The organism is Pseudomonas sp. G.S.17, assembly GCF_038096165.1.
Lineage (GTDB): Bacteria > Pseudomonadota > Gammaproteobacteria > Pseudomonadales > Pseudomonadaceae > Aquipseudomonas.
Genome location: NZ_CP151076.1, coordinates 4,674,564 through 4,693,730, shown reverse-complemented (window position 1 = coordinate 4,693,730; position 19,167 = coordinate 4,674,564). Strand labels below are relative to the sequence as shown.

General features: G+C 61.4%; 20 protein-coding genes. 3 read left to right on the top strand and 17 right to left on the bottom strand.

Annotated elements, in window-relative coordinates:
• From AABC73_RS21875 to arsC, 13 genes are all read right to left on the bottom strand, one after another.
• On the bottom strand, positions 1–666 hold the full coding sequence (locus AABC73_RS21875) for an amino acid ABC transporter permease (RefSeq protein ID WP_341520925.1): 666 nt from the start codon (positions 664–666) through the stop codon (positions 1–3).
• Positions 659–2,431, bottom strand: a complete 1,773-nt coding sequence (locus AABC73_RS21870; protein ID WP_341520924.1) for an aconitase family protein — start codon at positions 2,429–2,431, stop codon at positions 659–661. Before AABC73_RS21870 ends, AABC73_RS21875 begins: the two co-directional genes overlap by 8 nt.
• A 319-nt stretch (positions 2,432–2,750) precedes the next feature.
• The gene (locus AABC73_RS21865) at positions 2,751–3,524 is read right to left on the bottom strand and encodes a transporter substrate-binding domain-containing protein (RefSeq protein WP_341524305.1); all 774 of its coding nucleotides are present in this window, start codon (positions 3,522–3,524) and stop codon (positions 2,751–2,753) included.
• Positions 3,525–3,740: 216 nt separating this feature from the next.
• On the bottom strand, positions 3,741–4,520 hold the full coding sequence (locus AABC73_RS21860; protein WP_341520923.1) for an AraC family transcriptional regulator: 780 nt from the start codon (positions 4,518–4,520) through the stop codon (positions 3,741–3,743).
• A gap of 174 nt (positions 4,521–4,694) precedes the next feature.
• Entirely contained in the window at positions 4,695–5,936 is a 1,242-nt protein-coding gene (locus AABC73_RS21855; RefSeq protein ID WP_341520922.1) for an FAD/NAD(P)-binding oxidoreductase, read from the bottom strand.
• On the bottom strand, positions 5,933–6,169 hold the full coding sequence (locus tag AABC73_RS21850; protein ID WP_341520921.1) for a (2Fe-2S)-binding protein: 237 nt from the start codon (positions 6,167–6,169) through the stop codon (positions 5,933–5,935). Before AABC73_RS21850 ends, AABC73_RS21855 begins: the two co-directional genes overlap by 4 nt.
• The gene (locus AABC73_RS21845; protein WP_341520920.1) at positions 6,162–7,283 is read right to left on the bottom strand and encodes an FAD-binding oxidoreductase; all 1,122 of its coding nucleotides are present in this window, start codon (positions 7,281–7,283) and stop codon (positions 6,162–6,164) included. The genes AABC73_RS21850 and AABC73_RS21845 overlap by 8 nt, the downstream gene beginning before the upstream one ends.
• Positions 7,280–8,212: a 4-hydroxyproline epimerase gene (locus AABC73_RS21840; RefSeq protein ID WP_341520919.1), complete on the bottom strand. Its 933-nt coding sequence runs from the start codon at positions 8,210–8,212 to the stop codon at positions 7,280–7,282. The genes AABC73_RS21845 and AABC73_RS21840 overlap by 4 nt, the downstream gene beginning before the upstream one ends.
• Positions 8,213–8,310: 98 nt before the next feature.
• Positions 8,311–8,982, bottom strand: a complete 672-nt coding sequence (locus AABC73_RS21835; RefSeq protein WP_341524304.1) for a GntR family transcriptional regulator — start codon at positions 8,980–8,982, stop codon at positions 8,311–8,313.
• Between the two features lie 100 nt (positions 8,983–9,082).
• Positions 9,083–9,754 (bottom strand): DNA-3-methyladenine glycosylase I, encoded by a 672-nt coding sequence (locus tag AABC73_RS21830; RefSeq protein WP_341520918.1) that lies wholly within the window; start codon positions 9,752–9,754, stop codon positions 9,083–9,085.
• Positions 9,755–9,785: 31 nt separating this feature from the next.
• Entirely contained in the window at positions 9,786–10,202 is a 417-nt protein-coding gene (locus AABC73_RS21825; RefSeq protein ID WP_341520917.1) for a DUF2069 domain-containing protein, read from the bottom strand.
• Positions 10,195–10,800, bottom strand: coding sequence for an NAD(P)H:quinone oxidoreductase (gene wrbA, locus AABC73_RS21820; protein ID WP_341520916.1), 606 nt, complete (start codon positions 10,798–10,800; stop codon positions 10,195–10,197). Before wrbA ends, AABC73_RS21825 begins: the two co-directional genes overlap by 8 nt.
• The gene (gene arsC, locus AABC73_RS21815) at positions 10,797–11,150 is read right to left on the bottom strand and encodes an arsenate reductase (glutaredoxin) (RefSeq protein WP_341520915.1); all 354 of its coding nucleotides are present in this window, start codon (positions 11,148–11,150) and stop codon (positions 10,797–10,799) included. Before arsC ends, wrbA begins: the two co-directional genes overlap by 4 nt.
• Before the next feature lie 118 nt (positions 11,151–11,268).
• Here arsC and AABC73_RS21810 point away from each other — a divergent pair, with 118 nt between their 5' ends.
• Positions 11,269–11,736 carry a TlpA disulfide reductase family protein gene (locus tag AABC73_RS21810; protein ID WP_341520914.1) on the top strand — a complete coding sequence of 156 codons (468 nt, stop codon included), beginning with the start codon at positions 11,269–11,271 and terminating at the stop codon, positions 11,734–11,736.
• Positions 11,737–11,917: 181 nt separating this feature from the next.
• Here AABC73_RS21810 and AABC73_RS21805 read toward each other — a convergent pair whose 3' ends face one another.
• The 4 genes from AABC73_RS21805 to AABC73_RS21790 all read right to left on the bottom strand — a co-directional run bounded on the left by AABC73_RS21805 (position 11,918) and on the right by AABC73_RS21790 (position 16,686).
• Complete coding sequence (locus tag AABC73_RS21805; RefSeq protein ID WP_341520913.1) at positions 11,918–12,322, bottom strand: META domain-containing protein; 405 nt, start codon at positions 12,320–12,322, stop codon at positions 11,918–11,920.
• Entirely contained in the window at positions 12,319–12,756 is a 438-nt protein-coding gene (locus tag AABC73_RS21800; protein ID WP_331150278.1) for a hypothetical protein, read from the bottom strand. The genes AABC73_RS21805 and AABC73_RS21800 overlap by 4 nt, the downstream gene beginning before the upstream one ends.
• 54 nt (positions 12,757–12,810) lie before the next feature.
• Positions 12,811–13,800, bottom strand: coding sequence for a 2-hydroxyacid dehydrogenase (locus AABC73_RS21795; RefSeq protein ID WP_341520912.1), 990 nt, complete (start codon positions 13,798–13,800; stop codon positions 12,811–12,813).
• A 132-nt stretch (positions 13,801–13,932) separates the two neighbouring features.
• On the bottom strand, positions 13,933–16,686 hold the full coding sequence (locus AABC73_RS21790; RefSeq protein WP_341520911.1) for a response regulator: 2,754 nt from the start codon (positions 16,684–16,686) through the stop codon (positions 13,933–13,935).
• Positions 16,687–16,902: 216 nt separating this feature from the next.
• Here AABC73_RS21790 and AABC73_RS21785 point away from each other — a divergent pair, with 216 nt between their 5' ends.
• Positions 16,903–17,634: a response regulator transcription factor gene (locus AABC73_RS21785; RefSeq protein WP_341520910.1), complete on the top strand. Its 732-nt coding sequence runs from the start codon at positions 16,903–16,905 to the stop codon at positions 17,632–17,634.
• The gene (locus tag AABC73_RS21780) at positions 17,627–18,991 is read left to right on the top strand and encodes a sensor histidine kinase (protein ID WP_341520909.1); all 1,365 of its coding nucleotides are present in this window, start codon (positions 17,627–17,629) and stop codon (positions 18,989–18,991) included. Before AABC73_RS21785 ends, AABC73_RS21780 begins: the two co-directional genes overlap by 8 nt.
• Positions 18,992–19,167: the final 176 nt, after the last annotated feature.

Here is a 19,167-nt window from a genome sequence, read left to right as displayed (position 1 = left end):
TTAATACCGGAACAGCCGCCAGGACAGCAGCCGTGCGAGGAACACGATGGCCTTGGCGATCAGGTAATAGAGCACCGCCGCGATGGCGAAGAATTCGAAGGTGCGGAACGTCATCACGTTGTAGTTCTGGGTGACACCGGTCAGGTCGTCGTTGAGCCCGACGATCACGCCCATGGAGGTCATCAGTACCGCCCAGACCATTTGGTTGGTCAGCGGATAAAACACAATGCGCAGCAATTGCGGGATGACGATCAAGCGATAGGCTTGCGGCGCGCTCATGCCGAGAGAGCGGGCAGCACGCAGTTGGGTGTCAGGCACCGCCTTGAGCCCGCCGCGAAAATTCTCGGCCAGATAACCGGCGTTGTTGATGGTGATCCCCGCCAGCAACGCCGCCCACGAACTGATATGCAGGCCGAACGAACCCAAACCGAAATACAGGATGTACACCTGAAACAGCGACGGCGTGTTGCGCGCGATGGAAATCCAGGTGGCGGAAAAGCCACGCAGCAGTGGGTTCTTGCCCTGGCGCATGAAGGTCAGGCACAAGGCGATCAATACGCCGAGGATCATCGACAGGGCAGCGGTTTCGAACGTGACCCACGCGCCGCCGAGCATGTCCGGCAAAGCCTTGAAAGCGGCGCGCCAATGGAAGTTGTAATCAAACATAAGCAAGCTCCGCTGGCGCTTCCGGTTGGCTGAGCCAGGCCGGAAGTCGGCCGCTGGCCACGCCGCTGCACGCCGTCGCGACACATTCGGCGAGGCTGGCGAAATGCACCCTGCGGCCTACCAGACCCGGCGCGTAATGCGCGTATTTGCCGGAGTTGGTCATCAAGGTCCGCGCCGCGACCGGGACCACCGGTTCGCCGAGCATGCACCAGCACGTATCGGTGACAAGCTGCGCGCCGAAGGCTTCGAGCACGGCGATATCGCCCGCGCGCCGGGCTTGTTCCAGCACATCGCGGCCGCAGGTAATCACCATCGGCACGTCCGGATGGCGCTGTTTGCCCTGGCAAAGCTTGGCCAGCGTGGCGAATTCGCTGACTGAAAAATGCGGATTGCCCAGGGAAATCAAATCGACTTGCGGGTCCGGCGCGCTGTCCAGTTCCCGCCAGCTGCTCAACAGTTGTGCGTGGGTGACGTGTTCCGTGCGTGTCGGCGCATGCCCGCCCATGGCCAGTTCGGCAGTGTTGGCTTCTGGCGTCACGCCCGCGATGTGGAACATGGGCGCTGCGGAGGTGGTGGCGAACGCGGCACCGAAAGCTTTCAGGTCATCCAGACTCGGCCGCGCCTGTTCCAGACCGCACACCAGCGGGATTTCGCTGCGGCACAACAGCCCGACGTGATAGCCCAGCAGCGGGTAGAAGCTGTCGTCCAGATCGGCCAGCGGCGGCAACTCGATGCGTACTCGAGCGTGGCGTTGCTCGGCCAGATGGCAACCGGTCAACGGCGCGCGGCCGGTGAGGGCAATGCAGATGTCGAGATAATCCGGGTATTTCAGGGTGTAGGCGCCGATCACGCTGTTGGCGTAGACCACCGCGTTGGATTCGGCCCAGACGATTTGTTCGCCAGCCTTGGGCGCGCTGTCGAGCAGGTACGGCGCGCAGGTAAAGCTCAGGGTGGCGCCCATGTTCAGGTAGGCATCGCCCAGCTGACTGGCCGGCTCGCCAAGTGCGCTGTCAATGCCCAGCTCCCGCCAGCGGCGCTTGTCGACGGAAATGGAATTCAGGGTGGTCGGTACGCGCACGCTGGCGCCCCATTGCACCAGTTGTTGCGCAAAACGCAGGCTCGCCGGGCCGGTATAAATGCAGCCGTCGATGTGCGCCTGGGTGATGTTCAGCAATTCGCGGGCGCCTTGCAGTTCGGCCATGCGCAAGATGATGCCCATCGCCACCTGCGCCGCCTTGCCATGCCTGCCATCGAGAAAATGCTGATCGGTTTCGCTTAGTTTCAGGCTCGGCTGCCACTGTATTTCGGCGGGTGGTTGGGTTGATTCAAGCGCAACGGCTGGCTGTTCGGTAAAGCCGCTAAGCCGGTCCGCTTCGACCTGCACCCAGGCCAGTTCACGCAGTGCCGCGAAGCCTTCGCGGCCCACGCTGATGACCGGGATTGAGCGTTCGAACATCTGCTCGGCAATCACCACGCCCAGGGTCAGGATGTCGTCGACCTGCTCGAACACCAGGGCAGCCGGCGCATGGCCGTTAAGGATCAGCTCCAGTAACACGCTGCTGCCGGTGCAGGAACCGCGGCCGCTGGGGATCGCCAGAATGCGGCCGCTGATGATCTGCCCGCTGAGCGGGTGATGGCGGTCGATGACCTCACCGCTGAACGGATCGACACCGCCCCAGAAACTCAAGCCAACCTCGGCCCAAAGCAACTCGCCCTGGGCTGAGCCGCTGACCAGACAGCGGGCGTTGAGTGAAACATCCGGCATGGGTTGGCTCCTGAATGGGTAAGCAAAAACTTTTGTAACTTTGTGGGAGCGAGCTTGGTGGGAGCGAGCTTGCTCGCGAAAGGTCCGTTTTATACAACCCATTTTCATGGCCTGTAACAGTGTATTCGCGAGCAAGCTCGCTCCCACGCAGACTGTGTGAAAACTACTGCGCTCGACAATACTGCGTTAAAAACAGGCGAAAAATGCTCATTTAGAACACCTAGACTCCGCTTTTTCGCCTGTTTTTGCCTTGTCTTGTCATCGCTCGTGACGTTTTCACACAGCCTGCACGGGGCCCACAGCGTTACGGCGCCAGCAATCAGCGATAAACCCCCGGCACGGTCAAATCAACCGGCTTGCCGCCGACCCACTTTTCATACAGTTCAGCGTAGCGTCCGGTGCGTACTTGTTGGTTGACGAACAGGTTCAGATAGTTGATCAGGCCGTATTCATTGCGCTTGGCGGCCAGGGCTACGTAGTCGATGACATACGGCGCGGTGCCCGCGGTTTTCAGGCCTTTGTATTTGCCGGACTTGATGGTCGCGGCGGCCACCGTATTAGTCACCACCGACGCATCGATATGGCCCTGGGCAACGGCGAGGATCGTGTCGTTCTGCGTTTGATAGGCGCGGAAGCTGCCGCTGCCCCATTTCTTCTGGTCTTTTTCCAGGGCAATGGCTTCAAAGGTGCCGCTGGTATTACCGACGGGTTTGCCCTTGAGGTCTTCGTATTTTTCAATCTTGGTGTCTTCCCGAGTCAGCACCACCATGGAGAACGCGAAATAGGGAATGCTCATCGCCACGGTCTTGGCCCGCTCCAGGGTGTCGGACGTCGAGGCCACGATAATGTCGGCTCGGCCCGAGACCAGCGCCGGAATTCGATCAGGGAATGGCGTCTCGACAATCTCGGCGGTCACGCCCAGTACTTTCGCCAGGTCGTTGCAGTAATCGACATCAAAGCCGACCGGGACATTCTTCTCATCGCGCATGCCCATGGGCGGGAAGTCCAGCGTCACCGCACAGCGCAGCTTGCCGGAATCGATGATGTCATCGAGTTTGTCGGCCTGGGCGGTACTGATCAGAGAAACACTCATTGCGGCAAGGAGGGTTGCAGCGACAGCTGGATTTTTCATAAACGCCTCATGATGTGAGTGAAGAAATCAGGATAAGTAATTTCGTATACGATATTTGATATGCACAGGTTGTGCCTGTTTTGTCGGAATGACTATAAGCAGCGGCCTCAGCGGTTTACTGGGAAATTCGGCAAGACTTGGCTGTTACATAAGGGAGCAAATAGTGGGCGGGGTGCTTCATTGGTGCACAGGTGACCGGGCGTCTTCCTTTCCCAAATGCGACTCGCGGTATTGGCTCGGGGAAAATCCGGTCAGGGCGCGAAACTGACGGCTGAACGCGCTGTGGTCGGTGTAACCGCAGCGCAGGGCGATTTCGGTGATGGACATGTCCTGCAGCAACAGTCGCGAAGCCTCACCCAGACGCGCTTTGTGAATCATCTGTCGGGGCGTGAGCTGGAAGATGCGTTTGCATTGCCGTTCCAGTTGCGCGATGGACAGGCCCGCGATGCTTGTCAGCTCGGCAAGGGTGATGGGCCGGGCGAAATGCTCGCGAATATAGGCGTCGACCGCCACCAGCTTGGGGTAGGCCGGATGCGTCGATTGCGGCAGTTGCAAGTCACGGGAGGTGCCTGCCAGGCCGATGATGTCCCCGGATTGATTTCTCAACGCCAGTTTGTGGGTCAGGCACCAGACCGGCTGGTTGCCATAATAAAGGTGCAATTCCAGCTGATCGGTAAGCTGCCTGCCATCGGCCAGTACGCGCCGATCCTGTTCGGTGTATTGCGGGCCGAAGCGCGCCGGGAACACCTCTTCGGCAGTGCGCCCGACCAGATCACTCTTGTGCTTGAAACCCAGACGAAACGCCAGCGTGTGGTTGACCAGCGCATAGCGCGCCTGGGTGTCCTTGATGAAAAACACCACCCCCGGAATCGCATCCAGCAACGGCGCCACCAGTTCAAGACTGGCGAGCAATTGTTCAAGATTGCGCGGCGCGGGGGTTTGGGTCAGGTCGAGCATTGCGGGTGTCCCATGTCGATACCGTCTTGATCCTCATCACACAGCCCGTGGGACCGGCTTTAGCCGGGAGGAGGCCGGTACATTCGCAGCAGTTGCGTCGTCAGACCTTGTGCCATCCCGGCTGAAGCCGGTCCTACGGATCCGTCGGATTTGGCTCCTACAGTGCCCCGTATTTCAATCAAGTTCCATCAACGTCTCCACCCGCGCCGGGCTGAAGGGCGGGCGTGCTGCGGGTGGTTCCCAGCCGAACAGGGTTTGCGTGGCGGTTGAGCAGATGCGCCCCTGGCAAGCGCCCATGCCGCAGCGGGTGGCGAGTTTGGCGTGTTTCCAGTCGCAATGCCCCGCCAGCGCGGCGTAGGAAACGTCCTCGCAACGGCACACCAGGGTATCCGGCTCGGCGAGGTTTTTGATCGCGGGAGCAAGGGCGAAACTGCGCCGCAACGCATCGGCAAAACGCTGCCAGCGCTGACGTTGCGGCCACAGCGCTTGCGCCTGTTGCTGCCAGCCCATGGCCGCCAAACCGGCGATGCGACCCTCAACCAGTGCCAGTTCGCTGCCACCAAAACCGGTGCATTCCCCGGCTGCGTAATGATGCGCCAGGCTAGTCGCCTGCCATTGATCCACAACGATGGCGCGTTCAGCCACCTGACAGCCCAAGGCCTGACCCAATTCGACGTTGGGCACCAAACCGAAGCCGCAGGCCAGCCGTTCACAGGGGATTTCTTCGATACGTTTGCCGCTCTGGATGCACACGGCTTCCAGTTGATGGGTGCCCAGCGCGGCGATCACGTGGCTGCCCGCGCGATAATGCCCATCAAACAGCCCGAACGCCTGCCAGGCCTTGTTCGGCCATCGCCAGAGACTCGCCGCGAAACCGGCCAGCGCAATCATCGAGGCCTGCTCGGCAATGCGTACTACCTGCGCGCCCTTGGCATTGGCGGTCGCCGCACTGGCCAGCAACAACGGCCCGCTGCCCGCGATCACCACGCGTTGGTCCTTCACCGCAAGGCCGCCCTTGATCAAGGCTTGCAGCCCACCGGCCCCGGTGACGCCCGGCAAGGTCCAGCCGGGGAAGGGCAGCAGCAATTCACGGGCGCCGGTGCACAGGATCAGTGTTTCGTAGTTGATCAGCCAACCGCGCTCGGCGTTTTCCACCAGTAATTGCCAAGGGCCGCCACGGGCGATGACTTTGCAGGCACTGTGCAGACGGATGTTGGCAAAGGCCTGCAACTCATCACGCATGGATCGGGCCTGCGCGGGAATATCCGCCTGCGGACCATCGCGCCAGATTTGTCCGCCGGGCAGCGGGTTGTCATCGATCAATGCGATGCGCGCGCCGCCGGGAGCCGCCGCCAGTGCCGCTGCCAATCCTGCCGGACCTGCGCCGATGATCAGTAGATCGACTGTTTCGATCATGGCTGCGTCTCCACATTCATACCGTCCTGGCATAACGTCTGACAGGCCAAACGGCGTTTGCCGTCAATGCTGACCCTGCATTCCTGACAAATCCCCATGCCGCACAACGGCGCACGTCGCTGACCGCTCACCGAGGTGCGGCTGCAACCGTCGCCGATCAGCGCCAAAGCGGCGGCCACGCTTGTGCCGGGAATAACCTCAAGCAGGCGGCCATCAATACTCAATTCAGGCATGGGCGGTGGCTCCGATGAAACGTTGCGGCAGATAAGCGTCAACCGACAGCGGTGAAGGCTTGCGCAATAGTTGTGCGGCAAGCAAGCGCGCAGTGCCGGGCGCGGTTGTGACCCCCAGGCCTTCATGGCCGACCGCCAGCCACAGGCCGGGTTGTCGGGGATGTTCGCCGATCAGCGGCAGACCGTCCGGCGTCGCGGCGCGAAAGCCGGTCCAGCTGCGAATCGCCGTCATCTGGCTGAGATCCGGCAGGAATTCACTGGCCCGACGCAGCATTCGGCCGAGCATCCAGCCTTCGACCTCGGCATCCTGATTATCGAATTGCCGGGAGGAACCGACAAACAGCTGGCCGGTGGGCCGCTGTTGTACGTTGAATGCCACGGAAGGGCCGGTCGCGTTATGGGCGCTGGTGACGTAGCCCAGTTCGACCAACGTATGGCGGATCTGGACCGGATAACGATCAGTGATCAACAAGTGACCTTTCTTGCCATGCAGCGGCAGTTCCGGACATAACTCGCTGGCGTAAATGCCGTTGGCGAGAACCACTGCCGTCGCACTCAGCCACTGGCCGTCAGCCACGCGCAGTCGATTGCCTTGCACCTCAGTGACCTGCGCCGTGCGTTGGCGGATACGCGGCCCATGCCGTTGCAAGAGCCAGCGCGCGGCATTCGGCGCGTAGAGAATCCCGTCGCCACTGACTTTCAACGCGCCATGCAGACCGCTGCGCAAGGCAGGTTCCGCGTCGGCAACAGCTTGTGCGCCGAGCAGTTCGCAGCTCAGGCCGTAATCCTGCAAGGTCTGTTGTTTCGTTCGGGCAGCGTCCATTTCTTCAGCATTGCAGGCCAGCCACAGCGTGCCATTGGTGCGCATGGCGCAATCTTCCGGCAAGTGCGGGGCGAGTTCGCGCCAGGCACGCACCGAATATTCGCTGAGGGCCAGTTCGTCGCGATTGTCGTCCAGCACCACCAGATGGCCCATGCCTGCGGCGGTCGCGGCGGGTCGATTGCAATCGAGCACCAGCACGTCAAGGCCCTGGCTGGCGAGTTCATCAGCGCAGGCCGCGCCGATAATCCCGGCGCCAATGATGATCACATCGGCTGCCCGTTCCGCCGTCACGGGCGAATGCCCCAGGCGAACGGATCGTCGTTGTCTATCAGCAACGTCGCCTCGGCGCTGATGTGGGCGCGGCCGCGAATGGTCGGCACCACGCGTTCGCCCTGCCATTCATAGAAGCCTTCGAACTGGCTGCCAATCACGCTGGCCTGGCGCCAGATCTGCCCCGGCGCGAGTTTACCGTCGGCGGCCAGACACGCCAGTTTGGCGCTGGTGCCGGTGCCGCAAGGCGAGCGGTCATAAGCTTTGCCGGGGCACAGCACGAAGTTGCGGCTGTCGGCGTGATCGTCGTCGGCGAACAGCTCGATGTGATCGATTTCGCCGCCGTCTTCGCCAAGGATGCGCTGGGATTCCAGGGCCTGACGCACCGCCCAGGTGTAGGCGGTGAGCGCGTCGAGATTGTCGCTGCTGATGCTCAGGCCGTGTTCGGCAATCAGGAAAAACCAGTTGCCGCCCCAGGCAATGTCGCCGGTGACGCTGCCAATGCCGGGCACTTCAACGCTCACCGCCTTGCGATAGCGATAGGACGGCACGTTCTGCACGCTGACCGAACCGTCTTCATGGAGCGTGGCTTCGACCGTGCCCACCGGAGTTTCGATGCGATGCACGCCCGCGCTGATGCGACCCAGATGCGCCAGGGAAACCACCAGCCCGATGGTGCCGTGGCCGCACATGCCGAGATAGCCACTGTTATTGAAGAAAATCACCCCCGCACAGGCGTCGGGGTCAACCGGTTCGCAGAGCAGCGCGCCGACCAGCACGTCGCTGCCGCGCGGTTCCAGTACGGTTGCGGCGCGCCAGTCATCGTGCTGTTCAGCAAGGATCTGTCGGCGTTCGGCCATGCTGCCGGTGCCCAGCTCAGGGAAGCCTTCCAGCACCAGGCGCGTCGGTTCGCCGCCGGTGTGGGAGTCGAGGATGCGGATGCGTTTCATCAGGTCACCTGCCGTTGAGAGACGACTACAGGGTGACGCTGACATTGCCGACGGTCTTGAAGGATTTCACCGACGCCGATGACGAAATCGGCACAGCGTCAGACTTCGTGTATCGACTCGTTGGGCAGGTGCGCGTACAGCTCGCGGCACACGCCGATGATGTGGTGATCGATCAGTTCGGCGGCTTTGTCCACGTTGCGATCAGCACAGGCCTGGAGAATCTCCCGGTGTTCCTGATCGGCGCGCAACTTGCCTTCGGCGAAACTCATTTGCAGGCGCAGGTAGCGTTCGACCTTGTCGTGGATCGAGCGAATCAGGTTGAGCAGAAACGGCCGTTCGGCCGCTTCATACAGGCAGGTGTGAAATGCCCAGTTGAGTTCTGCCCAACGTCCTACGTTATCGTCGGTCATGAACTCATCGCAGATGGCCAATGCCCGTTTGATGTGGTCCTCGGTCATCTTTGGCACAGCGAGGCGAATCGCCTGCACCTCCAGCAGCACCCGCACTTCAAAAATCTGCGCCAGCTCCGGCTCGGAAATCCGCGTGACCACCGCGCCCTTGTTGCGCTGGAATTGCACCAGCCCTTCGGCTTCCAGGCGTTTCAGGGCCTCGCGCACCGGGATCTTGCTGACGTTGAAGACTTTGGCGATATCGTCCTGACGAATAGGCTCGTCCTCAGCGAAATGCCCGGAAATGATGGCTTCGCGCAGGTGTTTAGCAATCACTTCGGACGCCGAAGGGGCGACACCGAGGTTGGGAGCGTCAGGCAGAAGAAGGGGCACGCAGATGACTCATGTTGGATTGACTGGCGGATATGGTATACGAAGCGCGCGCTGGCGAGCGCTTCTGTCACGGTGCGTCTGAAAAAAATCAGTGGTTGACGGTAAACGCCAGCATCGCCGACAGCTGGCACAACGGTCGCCCGCTTTCGCTGTGCCACTGATTGAACACTTGCTGGACGATGGCCTGATCGCGCTTGCTGGTCGGCACTTTGTCGACGATTTTTTGCGCGTTCAAGGCGGCCACCACGTCCCAGGTCGGGATGAAAGTGTCTTTGCCGACCATGCGCAGGAAGCGCGGTGTGGACAGTCCGCCCATCTGGTTGCCATGTTTGGCGATGTACTGCCACAGCCCGGTGATGTCATCCACCGGCCATTGCGCGATAAATTGCCCGAAGCTGCCGTGTTCCTGCTCGATGTCGAGAATCAGCTGCGCGTTGCGCGGCACGCTCTTGAGCTTGCCCAGGTGGCGAATGATCCGCGCGTCCTGCATCAGGCGCTCCAGATGATCGGCGCCCATCAGCACGACTTTTTCCGGGTCGAAGCCGTAGAACACCTCTTCGAACGCCGGCCATTTCGCGTCCACGAGGCTGTGCTTCAAACCGGCACGAAACACCCGCAAGGCCATGGTCGACAGATAACGGTCGGCGCTGATGGCTTGCAGTTGTTTGGCGGTCTTGGGCGTCGGCAGATGTGCTTCCAGGGCTTTCGCTGAGCCGAAACGGTTCAGGCAATATTCATTCAGCCATTTGTAGTCTTGCATTCATGCTCCAACGCACGGGTCTGGGTAAAGCTCAGACCGAACCTTCACCCGCAAGTTTGCGGTTGTATTGAAAACGCCAACGCACGTACAGCAACGCGCTGGTGAACACGGCCAGGCTGGCGAGCATTTCCAGCACGCCGAACACCGAGCGGTTGGGATCGTAAGCCGCCAGCGCGCCCTTGATGAAGTACAGATTGACCACGAAGCAGGTCCAGGAATGACTGCGCGTGTTGCCGACCAGCATGCCGGGGGCGAGCAGCAACAAAGGCACCAGTTCGATGATCAGGATGACCCACGGTCGCGCGCCGTGCAGGTCGGCGACAAACAGGTAATAGACGGTCAGCAGGGCGATCAGGCCCAAAAAGCAGATCAGGCTGACGACCCGGCTGATGCGAACCCTGGGTTCAAGCCACTCCAGCGCGGGGAGGATCTTTGGCCGTTTAGCCACGAGGCGTCTCCAGCAGCCGGGCGGTTTTCGCCAGTCGTTGGCCTAACGCGCGACACAGTTCGGTTTCGTGCTTGTCCAGCGGACGCTTGCCGTCGGCACCGGCGTGATGGCTGGCGCCGTACGGAGTGCCGCCGCCGCTGGTTTCCACCAACGCCGACTCACTGTAAGGCAGGCCGGTGATCAACATGCCGTGGTGCAGCAATGGCAGCAGCATCGACATCAGCGTGGTTTCCTGACCGCCGTGCAGGCTGGCGGTGGACGTGAACACGCTGGCGGGCTTGCCGACCAGTGCGCCGGTCAGCCACAGGTTGCTGGTGCCATCGAGGAAATACTTGAGCGGCGCGGCCATGTTGCCAAAGCGCGTCGGGCTGCCCAAAGCCAGGCCGGAGCAGTTTTTCAGGTCATCAAGGGTCGCGTAGAGGGCGCCGCTTTCCGGAATGCCTGGCGCCACGGCTTCGCATTCGGTGGAAATCGCCGGCACTGTGCGCAGACGCGCTTCCATGCCGCCAGCTTCGATGCCGCGTCCGATCTGCCGGGCCATTTCGCTGGTCGAGCCGTTGCGGCTGTAGAACAGAACCAGGATGTAAGGCGCGCTCACGGCAGGATCTCCAATACGTTTTCCGGTGGGCGGCCGATTGCCGCCTTGTCGCCGGCGACCAGGATAGGGCGCTCGATCAATTTTGGATGAGCCGCCATGGCGGCGATCAAATCGTCGTCGCTGAGGCTTTTATCTGCAAGGTTGAGGGTTTTGTAGTCGTCCTCGCCGGTGCGCAGCAGTTGCCGGGCGCCGATGCCCAGCTTGGCCAACAGCTCGCGCAATTGCGCGGCATCGGGCGGGGTTTCGAGATACAGCAGGATGGTCGGGCTCAGGCCGCGGGCTTGCAGCAGTTCCAGCGCGCCGCGGGATTTGGAACAGCGCGGGTTGTGATAAAGCGTCAGATCGGTCATTTGCGGGTCGCATCTTGCGTAAGGTGGCGGCTATTCTAACCGTGTGATGGCACCGGCTGAACATGGGGTGGTGATCGGTCGCAGGTTTGGCTCTGATTCGAAGGCAGTGGGGGAAAACATGGCAAGGCGATTGGCAGCAATAGTGATGATTGTCGGCAGCCTGTTACTGGGCGGCTGCGGCGCGGATCTGGGCGTGGACCAGAATGGCCAGAAAGTGGCGAGCAATCGCATCGACAAGCATTGGCTGGTCATTAACTACTGGGCCGAATGGTGTGGCCCGTGCCGTACGGAAATTCCGGAACTCAACGCCTTGTCCGAGCAGCTCAAGGATCAACAGGTCAGCGTACTCGGCGTCAACTTCGACAACCTGCAAGGCGAAGACCTGAAAACGGCAAGCAACGCGTTGGGTATCAAGTTCACTGTCCTGGCTCAGGACCCCGCCGAACGCTACGAACTGCCGCCCAGCGAAGCCTTGCCGGTGACGTACATCATCGACGACAAGGGCAAGCTGCGTGAGCAACTGCTGGGCGAACAAACCTCGGCCGGTGTTGCGCAGCGGTTGAAGGCGTTGCGTGGGGAGGGGTAGCTCCAACGCCTGCGGGAGCGAGGCTTGCCCGCGAATCAGGCGCCTCGGTGGGCCAGATATACCGCGTGATTGTTCATATCCCGCAGGACCGGCTTCAGCCGGGAGGAGTCAGGTACATTCACAACAGTCGCGTCGTCAGACCTTGCGCCCTCCCGGCTAAAGCTGGTCCTGCGTATCTCAATCAGCTCTCTTCCCAAAACCGCAGCGGCTTGCCTTCGGCGGGCCACAGGCGCAGTTGATCGATGGGTGAGATGTCCCAGCGCTGGACTTTGTCCAATGCCTGCAGGAAACGCTGTTCCTGTTCCATCAAGGCCGGCGGGCAGAGTTTGCGGGTGCTGCCCACGGGGCCGAAGTTGATGCTTTTTTCGTCCAGGGTGTACGACGCGAACCAATGGTTACAGCCGCCCGTGCCGTAGGCGCGACCGTCCGCGCCGAGGGTCATGGTCAAATGGCTGCTGTCGATCAACGGCCGCTCACCGATCCACTCCAGCACATAGCTTTGATCCTGTTTGATGGGCAGCGGCTGAGCCGCACAACCGACCAGCAACGCGCCGCCAATCAGCCCCAGGAAAGCCAGCTGTTTCATGCGGCTTTCTCCTGGCACTTCTTGCACAAGTGTTTCTCGCCGACGGTTTTCCAGCCCAACTCGGCAATGCGTGCAGCGGCAGCCGGTTTTTGCGCCGAGACCCCTTGTTTGGCGTCAACCATGAACTCGAAATCCAGCACGGTGGCGCAACTGTCGCAGTTGACCTTCCACTGATGGATCGCCAGCTCGTCGAACACCGGACCGCTGGCCACGGCAATCCATTGGCCGGGCGGGTTGATCAAGTGCCGCACCTTGGCGACGGTCAGGCGCATGTGCAGGGTTTTGCTGCCCTTGATGGTCACCAGCAACTGATCGTTGTCGTGAATCGAGCCGCCATTACCGGTGACTTGATAGCGACCGGGCGCCAGGGTGCGGCACTCGGTCAGGGTGTGTTGCGGGTTGAGCATGCTGTAGCGAAAATCGTGTTCGGCCATGGGGTCCTCCAAATTGCGCGCATCCTAACATGCGTTCGACGCGCGCTGTCCCTGTTAACCGACCACCAGATTCTGCGCAGCGCCATTGGCCCAGGCGGCGATGTTGTCCAGCGTGGTCTGCGCGATGGCGCCCAGTGCTTCCTGAGTCAGAAACGCCTGATGAGCGGTAATGATCACGTTGGGAAAGGTCAGCAAACGGGCCAGGACATCGTCCTGCAACGGCAGGTCGGAGCGGTCTTCGAAGAACAACAGCGCTTCTTCTTCATAGACATCCAGCCCCAGGTAGCCCAGTTGCCCGCTTTTCAGCGACTCGATCAGTGCCGGGGTATCGACCAGCGCGCCGCGTCCGGTATTGATCAGCATCGCCCCGGTTTGCAGGGTGGCCAGCGACGCTTCATTTATAAGGTGTCGGGTTTGCTCGGTTAGCGGGCAGTGCAGGCTGATGATCTGCGCCTGGGCCAGCAGTTGCGGCAGGCTCACGTATTCGGCACCCAGTGCCTGCACTTGCGGATTGGGGTACGGATCGTAGGCCAGCAGCTTGCAGCCGAAACCCGCCATGATTTTCGCGAACGTCGCGCCGATCTGCCCGGTGCCGACGACGCCCACGGTCTTGCCGACCAGATCGAATCCGGTCAGCCCGTGCAGACTGAAATCCCCTTCGCGGGTGCGGTTGTAGGCGCGGTGCAGATGACGATTCAGCGCGAGAATCAAGGCAACGGCATGTTCGGCTACGGCGTGGGGCGAGTAGGCCGGGACGCGAACCACACTGATCCCCAGCTTCTGCGCGGTAGGCAGATCGACGTGGTTATAGCCCGCCGAGCGCAAGGCAATCAGTTTTGTGCCGCCCGCAGCCAGGCGTTCCAGCACTGGCGCGCTCAAGTCATCGTTGATGAACGCACATACCACCGGATGCTTGTCTGCCAGCGCCGCGGTTTCCACAGTCAGGCGCGCCGGTTGAAAGTGCAGTTTCAGTTCGGCGGGCAGTTTCGCGGCGAGAAAGCTGTCGCGGTCGTAGGTCTGGCTGCTGAAAATAAGGGTGTGCATGAAGGTAGAGGGTTCCTTGGTTTGTGGGCGCGAGCTTGCTCGCGAAGACCCCGTTTCAGGCTCGGAAGTTTTGAATCGACTGCTCTATTCGCGAGCAAGCTCGCTCCCACACATTGATTCCGGCAGCGCGCCTCAAACACTCACCCGCGCCTCGATGGTCAGGCGGTTGATGGCTTTTTCCAGGTTGTCCAGAGCCTCATGGACTTCCGGGGCATTTTGCTTGAGCAGGGTTTCGCTGCGTTGACATGCGGCACGTAACTGTGGAACTCCGCAGTATCGAGTCGCGCCATGCAGGCGGTGGACCCGTTCGATCAGACCGGCATGGTCATCCGTTTCCCGTGCCGTGCGGATCGCTTCGCGGTCGCTTTCCAGGGAGGCCAGCAGCATGGCCAGCATGTCGGCCGCCAGATCAGGCTTGCCGGCGGCCAGGCGCAGGCCTTCTTCATTATCGAGGACGTCCAGATCGGCGCTGCCTCGGGCTTTCTCGGCGCGCGGCTCCGGCATCTGATTGCGCAGGGCCAGCCCCGTCCATTTGAGCACCACCTGGGCCAGTTGCCGTTCGCTGATGGGCTTGGTCAGGTAATCGTCCATGCCGCTTTGCAGCAGGGCGCGCTTCTCGTTGGCCATGGCGTGAGCCGTGAGGGCGACGATGGGCAGCGATGAGCTCTGGCGCTCGACTTCCCATGCGCGAATGGCTTCGGTGGCCTGGCGACCGTCCATGCCCGGCATCTGCACGTCCATCAGCACCAGATCAAAGGTGTCGGCCTGCACCGCTTGCAACGCAGCATAACCACTGTCGACGGCGACCACTTCTGCGCCCATGTCTTCCAGCAGCGTCTGGACCAGCAACAGGTTCGCCGGGTTATCGTCCACGCACAGCAAGCGCGGAGGTCGGCTGGACAGCGGTTCGACGGCATCGCTGCGAATGACCTTGGGCATGATCAGTTCAGACAAGGTGCGGCGAAGCTTGCGGGTGCAGACCGGTTTGGCCTGCAGTTGGGTATAGATATCCGGCACCGACAGCTGAAACAGCGCCTGTTCGGTGGTCGGGCACAGCACCAGAACTTTGCAGCCGAGGTTTTCCAGATCCCAGATGTGCTGGCGCAGGCGTTCCGGCGGCAGTTCGTGGGCCGTGATGCCCAGCACCGCGAGGCTGATGGCTGCCGGAGTCTGGTGCGCAGCGGTCACGCCGTTGAGCAGGTTTTCCAGATTATTGAACACCAGCGTGTCCAGGCCGCAGTCTTCGAGTTGATGCTCCAGTGCCTGGCGCGCCAGGTCGTGGTGTTCCAGGACCGCGACGCGCAAACCGAGCAATGGCAGCGCTGGCAGGTCTTCGATATCGTCCCGTGCCTTGGGCAGATTGAGGCTGATCCAGAATTCCGAGCCTTCGCCGGGGGTGCTGTCCACGCCGATCTCGCCGCCCATCTGCTCGATCAGGCGTTTGGAAATCACCAGTCCCAGCCCGGTGCCGCCCGGCTGCCGCGACAGCGAATTGTCCGCCTGGCTGAAGGCCTGGAACAGCGCGCGCACATCCTGGCTGGAAAGGCCGATGCCGGTGTCCTGCACGCTGATGCGTAACTGCGCGCTGTCTTCGGTTTCGTCTTCGACCATGGCCCGGGCGACGATGGTGCCCTCGCGGGTGAACTTGATGGCGTTGCTGACCAGATTGGTCATGATCTGCTTGAGCCGTAACGGGTCACCCAGCAACGACAGCGGCGTATCGCGATACACCAGACTCACCAGCTCAAGCTGCTTGGCATGGGCGGCCGGGGCGAGAATGGTCAAGGTGTCCTGCAGCAGGTCACGCAGATTGAAGGGCACATTGTCGAGCACCAGCTTGCCGGCTTCGATCTTCGAGAAGTCGAGAATCTCGTTGATGATGCTCAACAGGCTGTCGGCGGATTTTTCGATGGTGCCCAGGTAATCAAACTGGCGCGGGGTCAGCTCGCTTTTCTGCAGCAGGTGGGTGAAACCGAGAATGCCATTGAGCGGCGTGCGGATTTCATGGCTCATGTTGGCGAGGAATTCGGACTTGATGCGGCTGGCCTCAAGGGCTTCTTTGCGGGCGAGGTCCAGCTCGATGTTCTGGATTTCGATGGTTTCCAGATTCTGCCGGACGTCTTCGGTGGCCTGATCGATGCTGTGTTGCAGTTCTTCCTGAGCGTTCTGCAACGTGGCGGCCATACGGTTGATGCCCGAGGCCAGTTCGTCCAGTTCCAGACTGCCCAGCGGCGGCAGGCGGGTTTCCAGATTGCCGTCCTTGAGTTGGGCCACGGCCTGCTTGATGCGGGTGATCGGCACGTTGATCGTGCGGCTCATACGCAACGCGAGCATGGCGGTCAGTGCCAGGCCGGCAGCGATCAGCAACAGGCTGGCAAACATGCTGCGATACCCGCGCAACAAGGTGCCGGTGTGGGACAGTTCCAGCTCTACCCAACCCAGCAGGCGATCCGCTTCTTCGGGCACCATGGCGCCGGTCAAATGCCGTTGGCGGCCAAACACTGGCAACAGATAGCGCGTCGCATCGTTGCCCGAGCGTTGCAGCAGGTGCGTGGCGCTGCCGATGGGTGCTTCGTTGATCATGCTCGGCCCGGCATGGGCGAGGATCTCGCGTTCCGGGCTGAGGAACGACACCGAACGCACATCGGTCTGTTCCAGGGTCTGAACGGCAATGCGCTCCAGCAAAACCTTGTCGCTGCGACCCAGCGCGGGTGCTGCCAGCGGCGCCAGTTCTTCGGAAATCATTTCCCCGCGCTGCAGCAACTGGTTTTGCAGGTCATAGAGCTGCATCCAGGTGAAATAGCCGCCCAGTACCGCAGCCATGAGGCTGGCGGGCAGGATGGTCAGCAGCAGTACGCGGCCTTTGATGCCCAGCTTGTTCAGCACGCTCTTTCTCCAGCAGGCCAGGATGTCCAGACTCGGTTCAGCATCGGCGCAGGCCAATACTCACGCAGTGTAGCGATTTTGAGCGCCTGCAATCTCGGCATCTTACAGCGCCACACGTCAGGCATGGACCTGCCATACGTCAACAGCCTTCAGCCTGCTTGCTCATCCCCCGTCAATCTTGAATAATCGGCGATTGAGAATTAGTCGCGAAAGATAATGAATCCCGAAACCATTCACCTCCCCAACATCCTGGTTATAGAAGACGACCCGGTGCTCGGCGCTTATGTGCATGAGCAGTTGGGCCGGTGCGGTTTTCAGGTGACCTGGCAGCAGAACGGCAGCCAGGGACTTGTCCAGGCGCAAAGCCAGCCATTTGACGTGGTGCTGATGGATATCCTGCTGCCGGGCATGAGCGGGCTGGAGATCCTGACTCATCTGCGCCGCAGTCATAGCTTGCCGGTGATCCTGATGTCGGCATTGGGCGCGGAAACCGACCGCATTACCGGCTTTCGCAACGGCGCCGACGATTACCTGCCCAAACCGTTCAGCATGGCCGAGTTGCGCGTGCGTATCGAAGCGATCCTGCGCCGGGTCGCCCTGGAACGCCGCCATGCGCCGGCGCCGGTGAAATTGCCGGGGCAGGGCAGTCGCGAGCTGGTGTTCGACGAGGCGCTGTACGATGTCAGCTTTGAGCAACGTCGCGGCGATCTGACCCGCAGTGAATATCGCTTGCTGGAAACCCTGTGGCGTAATCCCGAAGACGTGCTGAGCAAACCCTTCCTTTATCAGCATGTGTTGCAGCGCGGTTATGCCCAGCATGATCGCAGCCTGGACATGCACATCAGCCAGATCCGCCGCAAGCTCAAGGGCATCGGCTATCTGGAACGACAGGTGCAGACGGTATGGGGCAAAGGTTATGTGCTGACTGCTGCACAAGCCGATGATTGAGTCCTTTTCCCGTCTACCGGGCAAACATTCGCTGTTCTGGAAGCTGGCGTTCCTGCTGGTTGGTTTTTGCCTGTTGATGATCTGGCTGAGCCTGACCTGGGGTCGCTACGCCGAAAAGCGCAACGCGTATCTGTCCGACGAAGCTCGCTCCACCCTGACCGATTACGCCGCCGAGGCCGAACGCGCCTGGGTCACCGGGCAGCAGGCCGGCGTCGACGCCTGGCTGCAGCAGGTCGGTCGCAGCGAAAGCGGCTGGGTCGGGGTGATCGGCGCTGATCTGCAATCGTTGAGCAGCTATCCGCTGAGCGAAGTCGACAGCCAGCACATGACTTTTTTGCGCGGCCTGGACTGGCCCACCAGCAGTCGCTCGCGGACCACGCCCTGGCTGAAAATCCCGTTTCCCATGGACCCCACGGCGGGCAGCCTGGTCATTGAGTTGCCCAAACGCTTCGTGCCGGGCCATTACGTGATGCTCTGGCGGGTGCTGACCAATGGGGTGATTCCTGGGGTCTTTACCCTGCTGCTGTGCGTGGGGTTGTATCGCTTGCTGATCCAGCCGCTCAATCACCTGCGCGCCCAGGCCAACGCCTGGCATGCCGACCAATTGGCGCAACGCTTGTCCAGCCAGATGACCAATCGTCAGGACGAACTCGGTGAATTGAGCCGCGCCTTCGATCAAATGGCCGAACGGCTGTACAGCACCGTGACTGTCCAGCAGCAACTGTTGCGCGACATGTCCCATGAATTGCGGACCCCTTTGAGCCGCTTGCGGGTGGCCTGCGAGAGTGAGCAAAGCCTCGTCGATTTGCGGGGGCGCCTCGGCCGTGAGGTGGACGGCATGCAGCGTCTGGTGGATGACACCTTGCAACTGGCCTGGCTCGACACCGAGCGTCAGCAACTGCCCAAGGAAGACATTCAGGTACTGGCGCTCTGGGAAATGCTCGCCGAGAACGCCTGTTTCGAAAGCGGCTGGCCCGCCGCCCAGCTGCAGTGCGATCTCGACGCCGATTGCTGGGTCTGTGGCCACCTCAATACCCTGGCTCAGGCGCTGGAAAATATTCTGCGCAACGCCATTCGTCATTCACCGCCGCAAGGCATCGTGCGCCTCAGTGGCAAGCATGACGGGGAATTCTGGCAACTCTGGCTCGACGATCAGGGCGGCGGGGTGGACGAGGGCGAACTGGAGCGAATATTTGCGCCCTTCACTCGCCTGGACGGCTCCCGCCCCGGCAATGGAGGCTTCGGCCTCGGCCTGAGCATCGCCCGCAACTCCCTGGCCCTGCAGGGCGGGATGTTGTGGGCGGAGAACATCGAAGGCGGGTTGCGATTGAAGATGCGGTTGTTGGCGAAGAACTGAGGCTTTTGATCTCGCTTTTCCGTACGAAGATGTTGCAAACACCGCCAAACGCGCGTCGGGAGGCTGAGTGGAGGTGTCGTGGTGGGGTGCGCTCGGCATGGATGCCGAGCGAGCGCCGTTGCGCCAGGGATGGCGCGTCGGCGCGTCGCCCCACCACGACACCGGAGCGAAGGAAC

What these genes read in the sequence shown, in the direction of transcription:
- AABC73_RS21865 (WP_341524305.1), bottom strand. Translation starts at nt 3,524, where the DNA reads ATGAGTGTTTCTCTGATCAGTACCGCCCAGGCCGACAAACTCGATGAC.
- AABC73_RS21810 (WP_341520914.1), top strand. Translation starts at nt 11,269, where the DNA reads ATGGCAAGGCGATTGGCAGCAATAGTGATGATTGTCGGCAGCCTGTTA.
- AABC73_RS21855 (WP_341520922.1), bottom strand. Translation starts at nt 5,936, where the DNA reads ATGATCGAAACAGTCGATCTACTGATCATCGGCGCAGGTCCGGCAGGA.
- AABC73_RS21800 (WP_331150278.1), bottom strand. Translation starts at nt 12,756, where the DNA reads ATGGCCGAACACGATTTTCGCTACAGCATGCTCAACCCGCAACACACC.
- AABC73_RS21805 (WP_341520913.1), bottom strand. Translation starts at nt 12,322, where the DNA reads ATGAAACAGCTGGCTTTCCTGGGGCTGATTGGCGGCGCGTTGCTGGTC.
- AABC73_RS21830 (WP_341520918.1), bottom strand. Translation starts at nt 9,754, where the DNA reads ATGCAAGACTACAAATGGCTGAATGAATATTGCCTGAACCGTTTCGGC.
- AABC73_RS21795 (WP_341520912.1), bottom strand. Translation starts at nt 13,800, where the DNA reads ATGCACACCCTTATTTTCAGCAGCCAGACCTACGACCGCGACAGCTTT.
- arsC (WP_341520915.1), bottom strand. Translation starts at nt 11,150, where the DNA reads ATGACCGATCTGACGCTTTATCACAACCCGCGCTGTTCCAAATCCCGC.
- AABC73_RS21840 (WP_341520919.1), bottom strand. Translation starts at nt 8,212, where the DNA reads ATGAAACGCATCCGCATCCTCGACTCCCACACCGGCGGCGAACCGACG.
- AABC73_RS21785 (WP_341520910.1), top strand. Translation starts at nt 16,903, where the DNA reads ATGAATCCCGAAACCATTCACCTCCCCAACATCCTGGTTATAGAAGAC.
- AABC73_RS21870 (WP_341520924.1), bottom strand. Translation starts at nt 2,431, where the DNA reads ATGCCGGATGTTTCACTCAACGCCCGCTGTCTGGTCAGCGGCTCAGCC.
- AABC73_RS21780 (WP_341520909.1), top strand. Translation starts at nt 17,627, where the DNA reads ATGATTGAGTCCTTTTCCCGTCTACCGGGCAAACATTCGCTGTTCTGG.
- AABC73_RS21875 (WP_341520925.1), bottom strand. Translation starts at nt 666, where the DNA reads ATGTTTGATTACAACTTCCATTGGCGCGCCGCTTTCAAGGCTTTGCCG.
- AABC73_RS21860 (WP_341520923.1), bottom strand. Translation starts at nt 4,520, where the DNA reads ATGCTCGACCTGACCCAAACCCCCGCGCCGCGCAATCTTGAACAATTG.
- AABC73_RS21850 (WP_341520921.1), bottom strand. Translation starts at nt 6,169, where the DNA reads ATGCCTGAATTGAGTATTGATGGCCGCCTGCTTGAGGTTATTCCCGGC.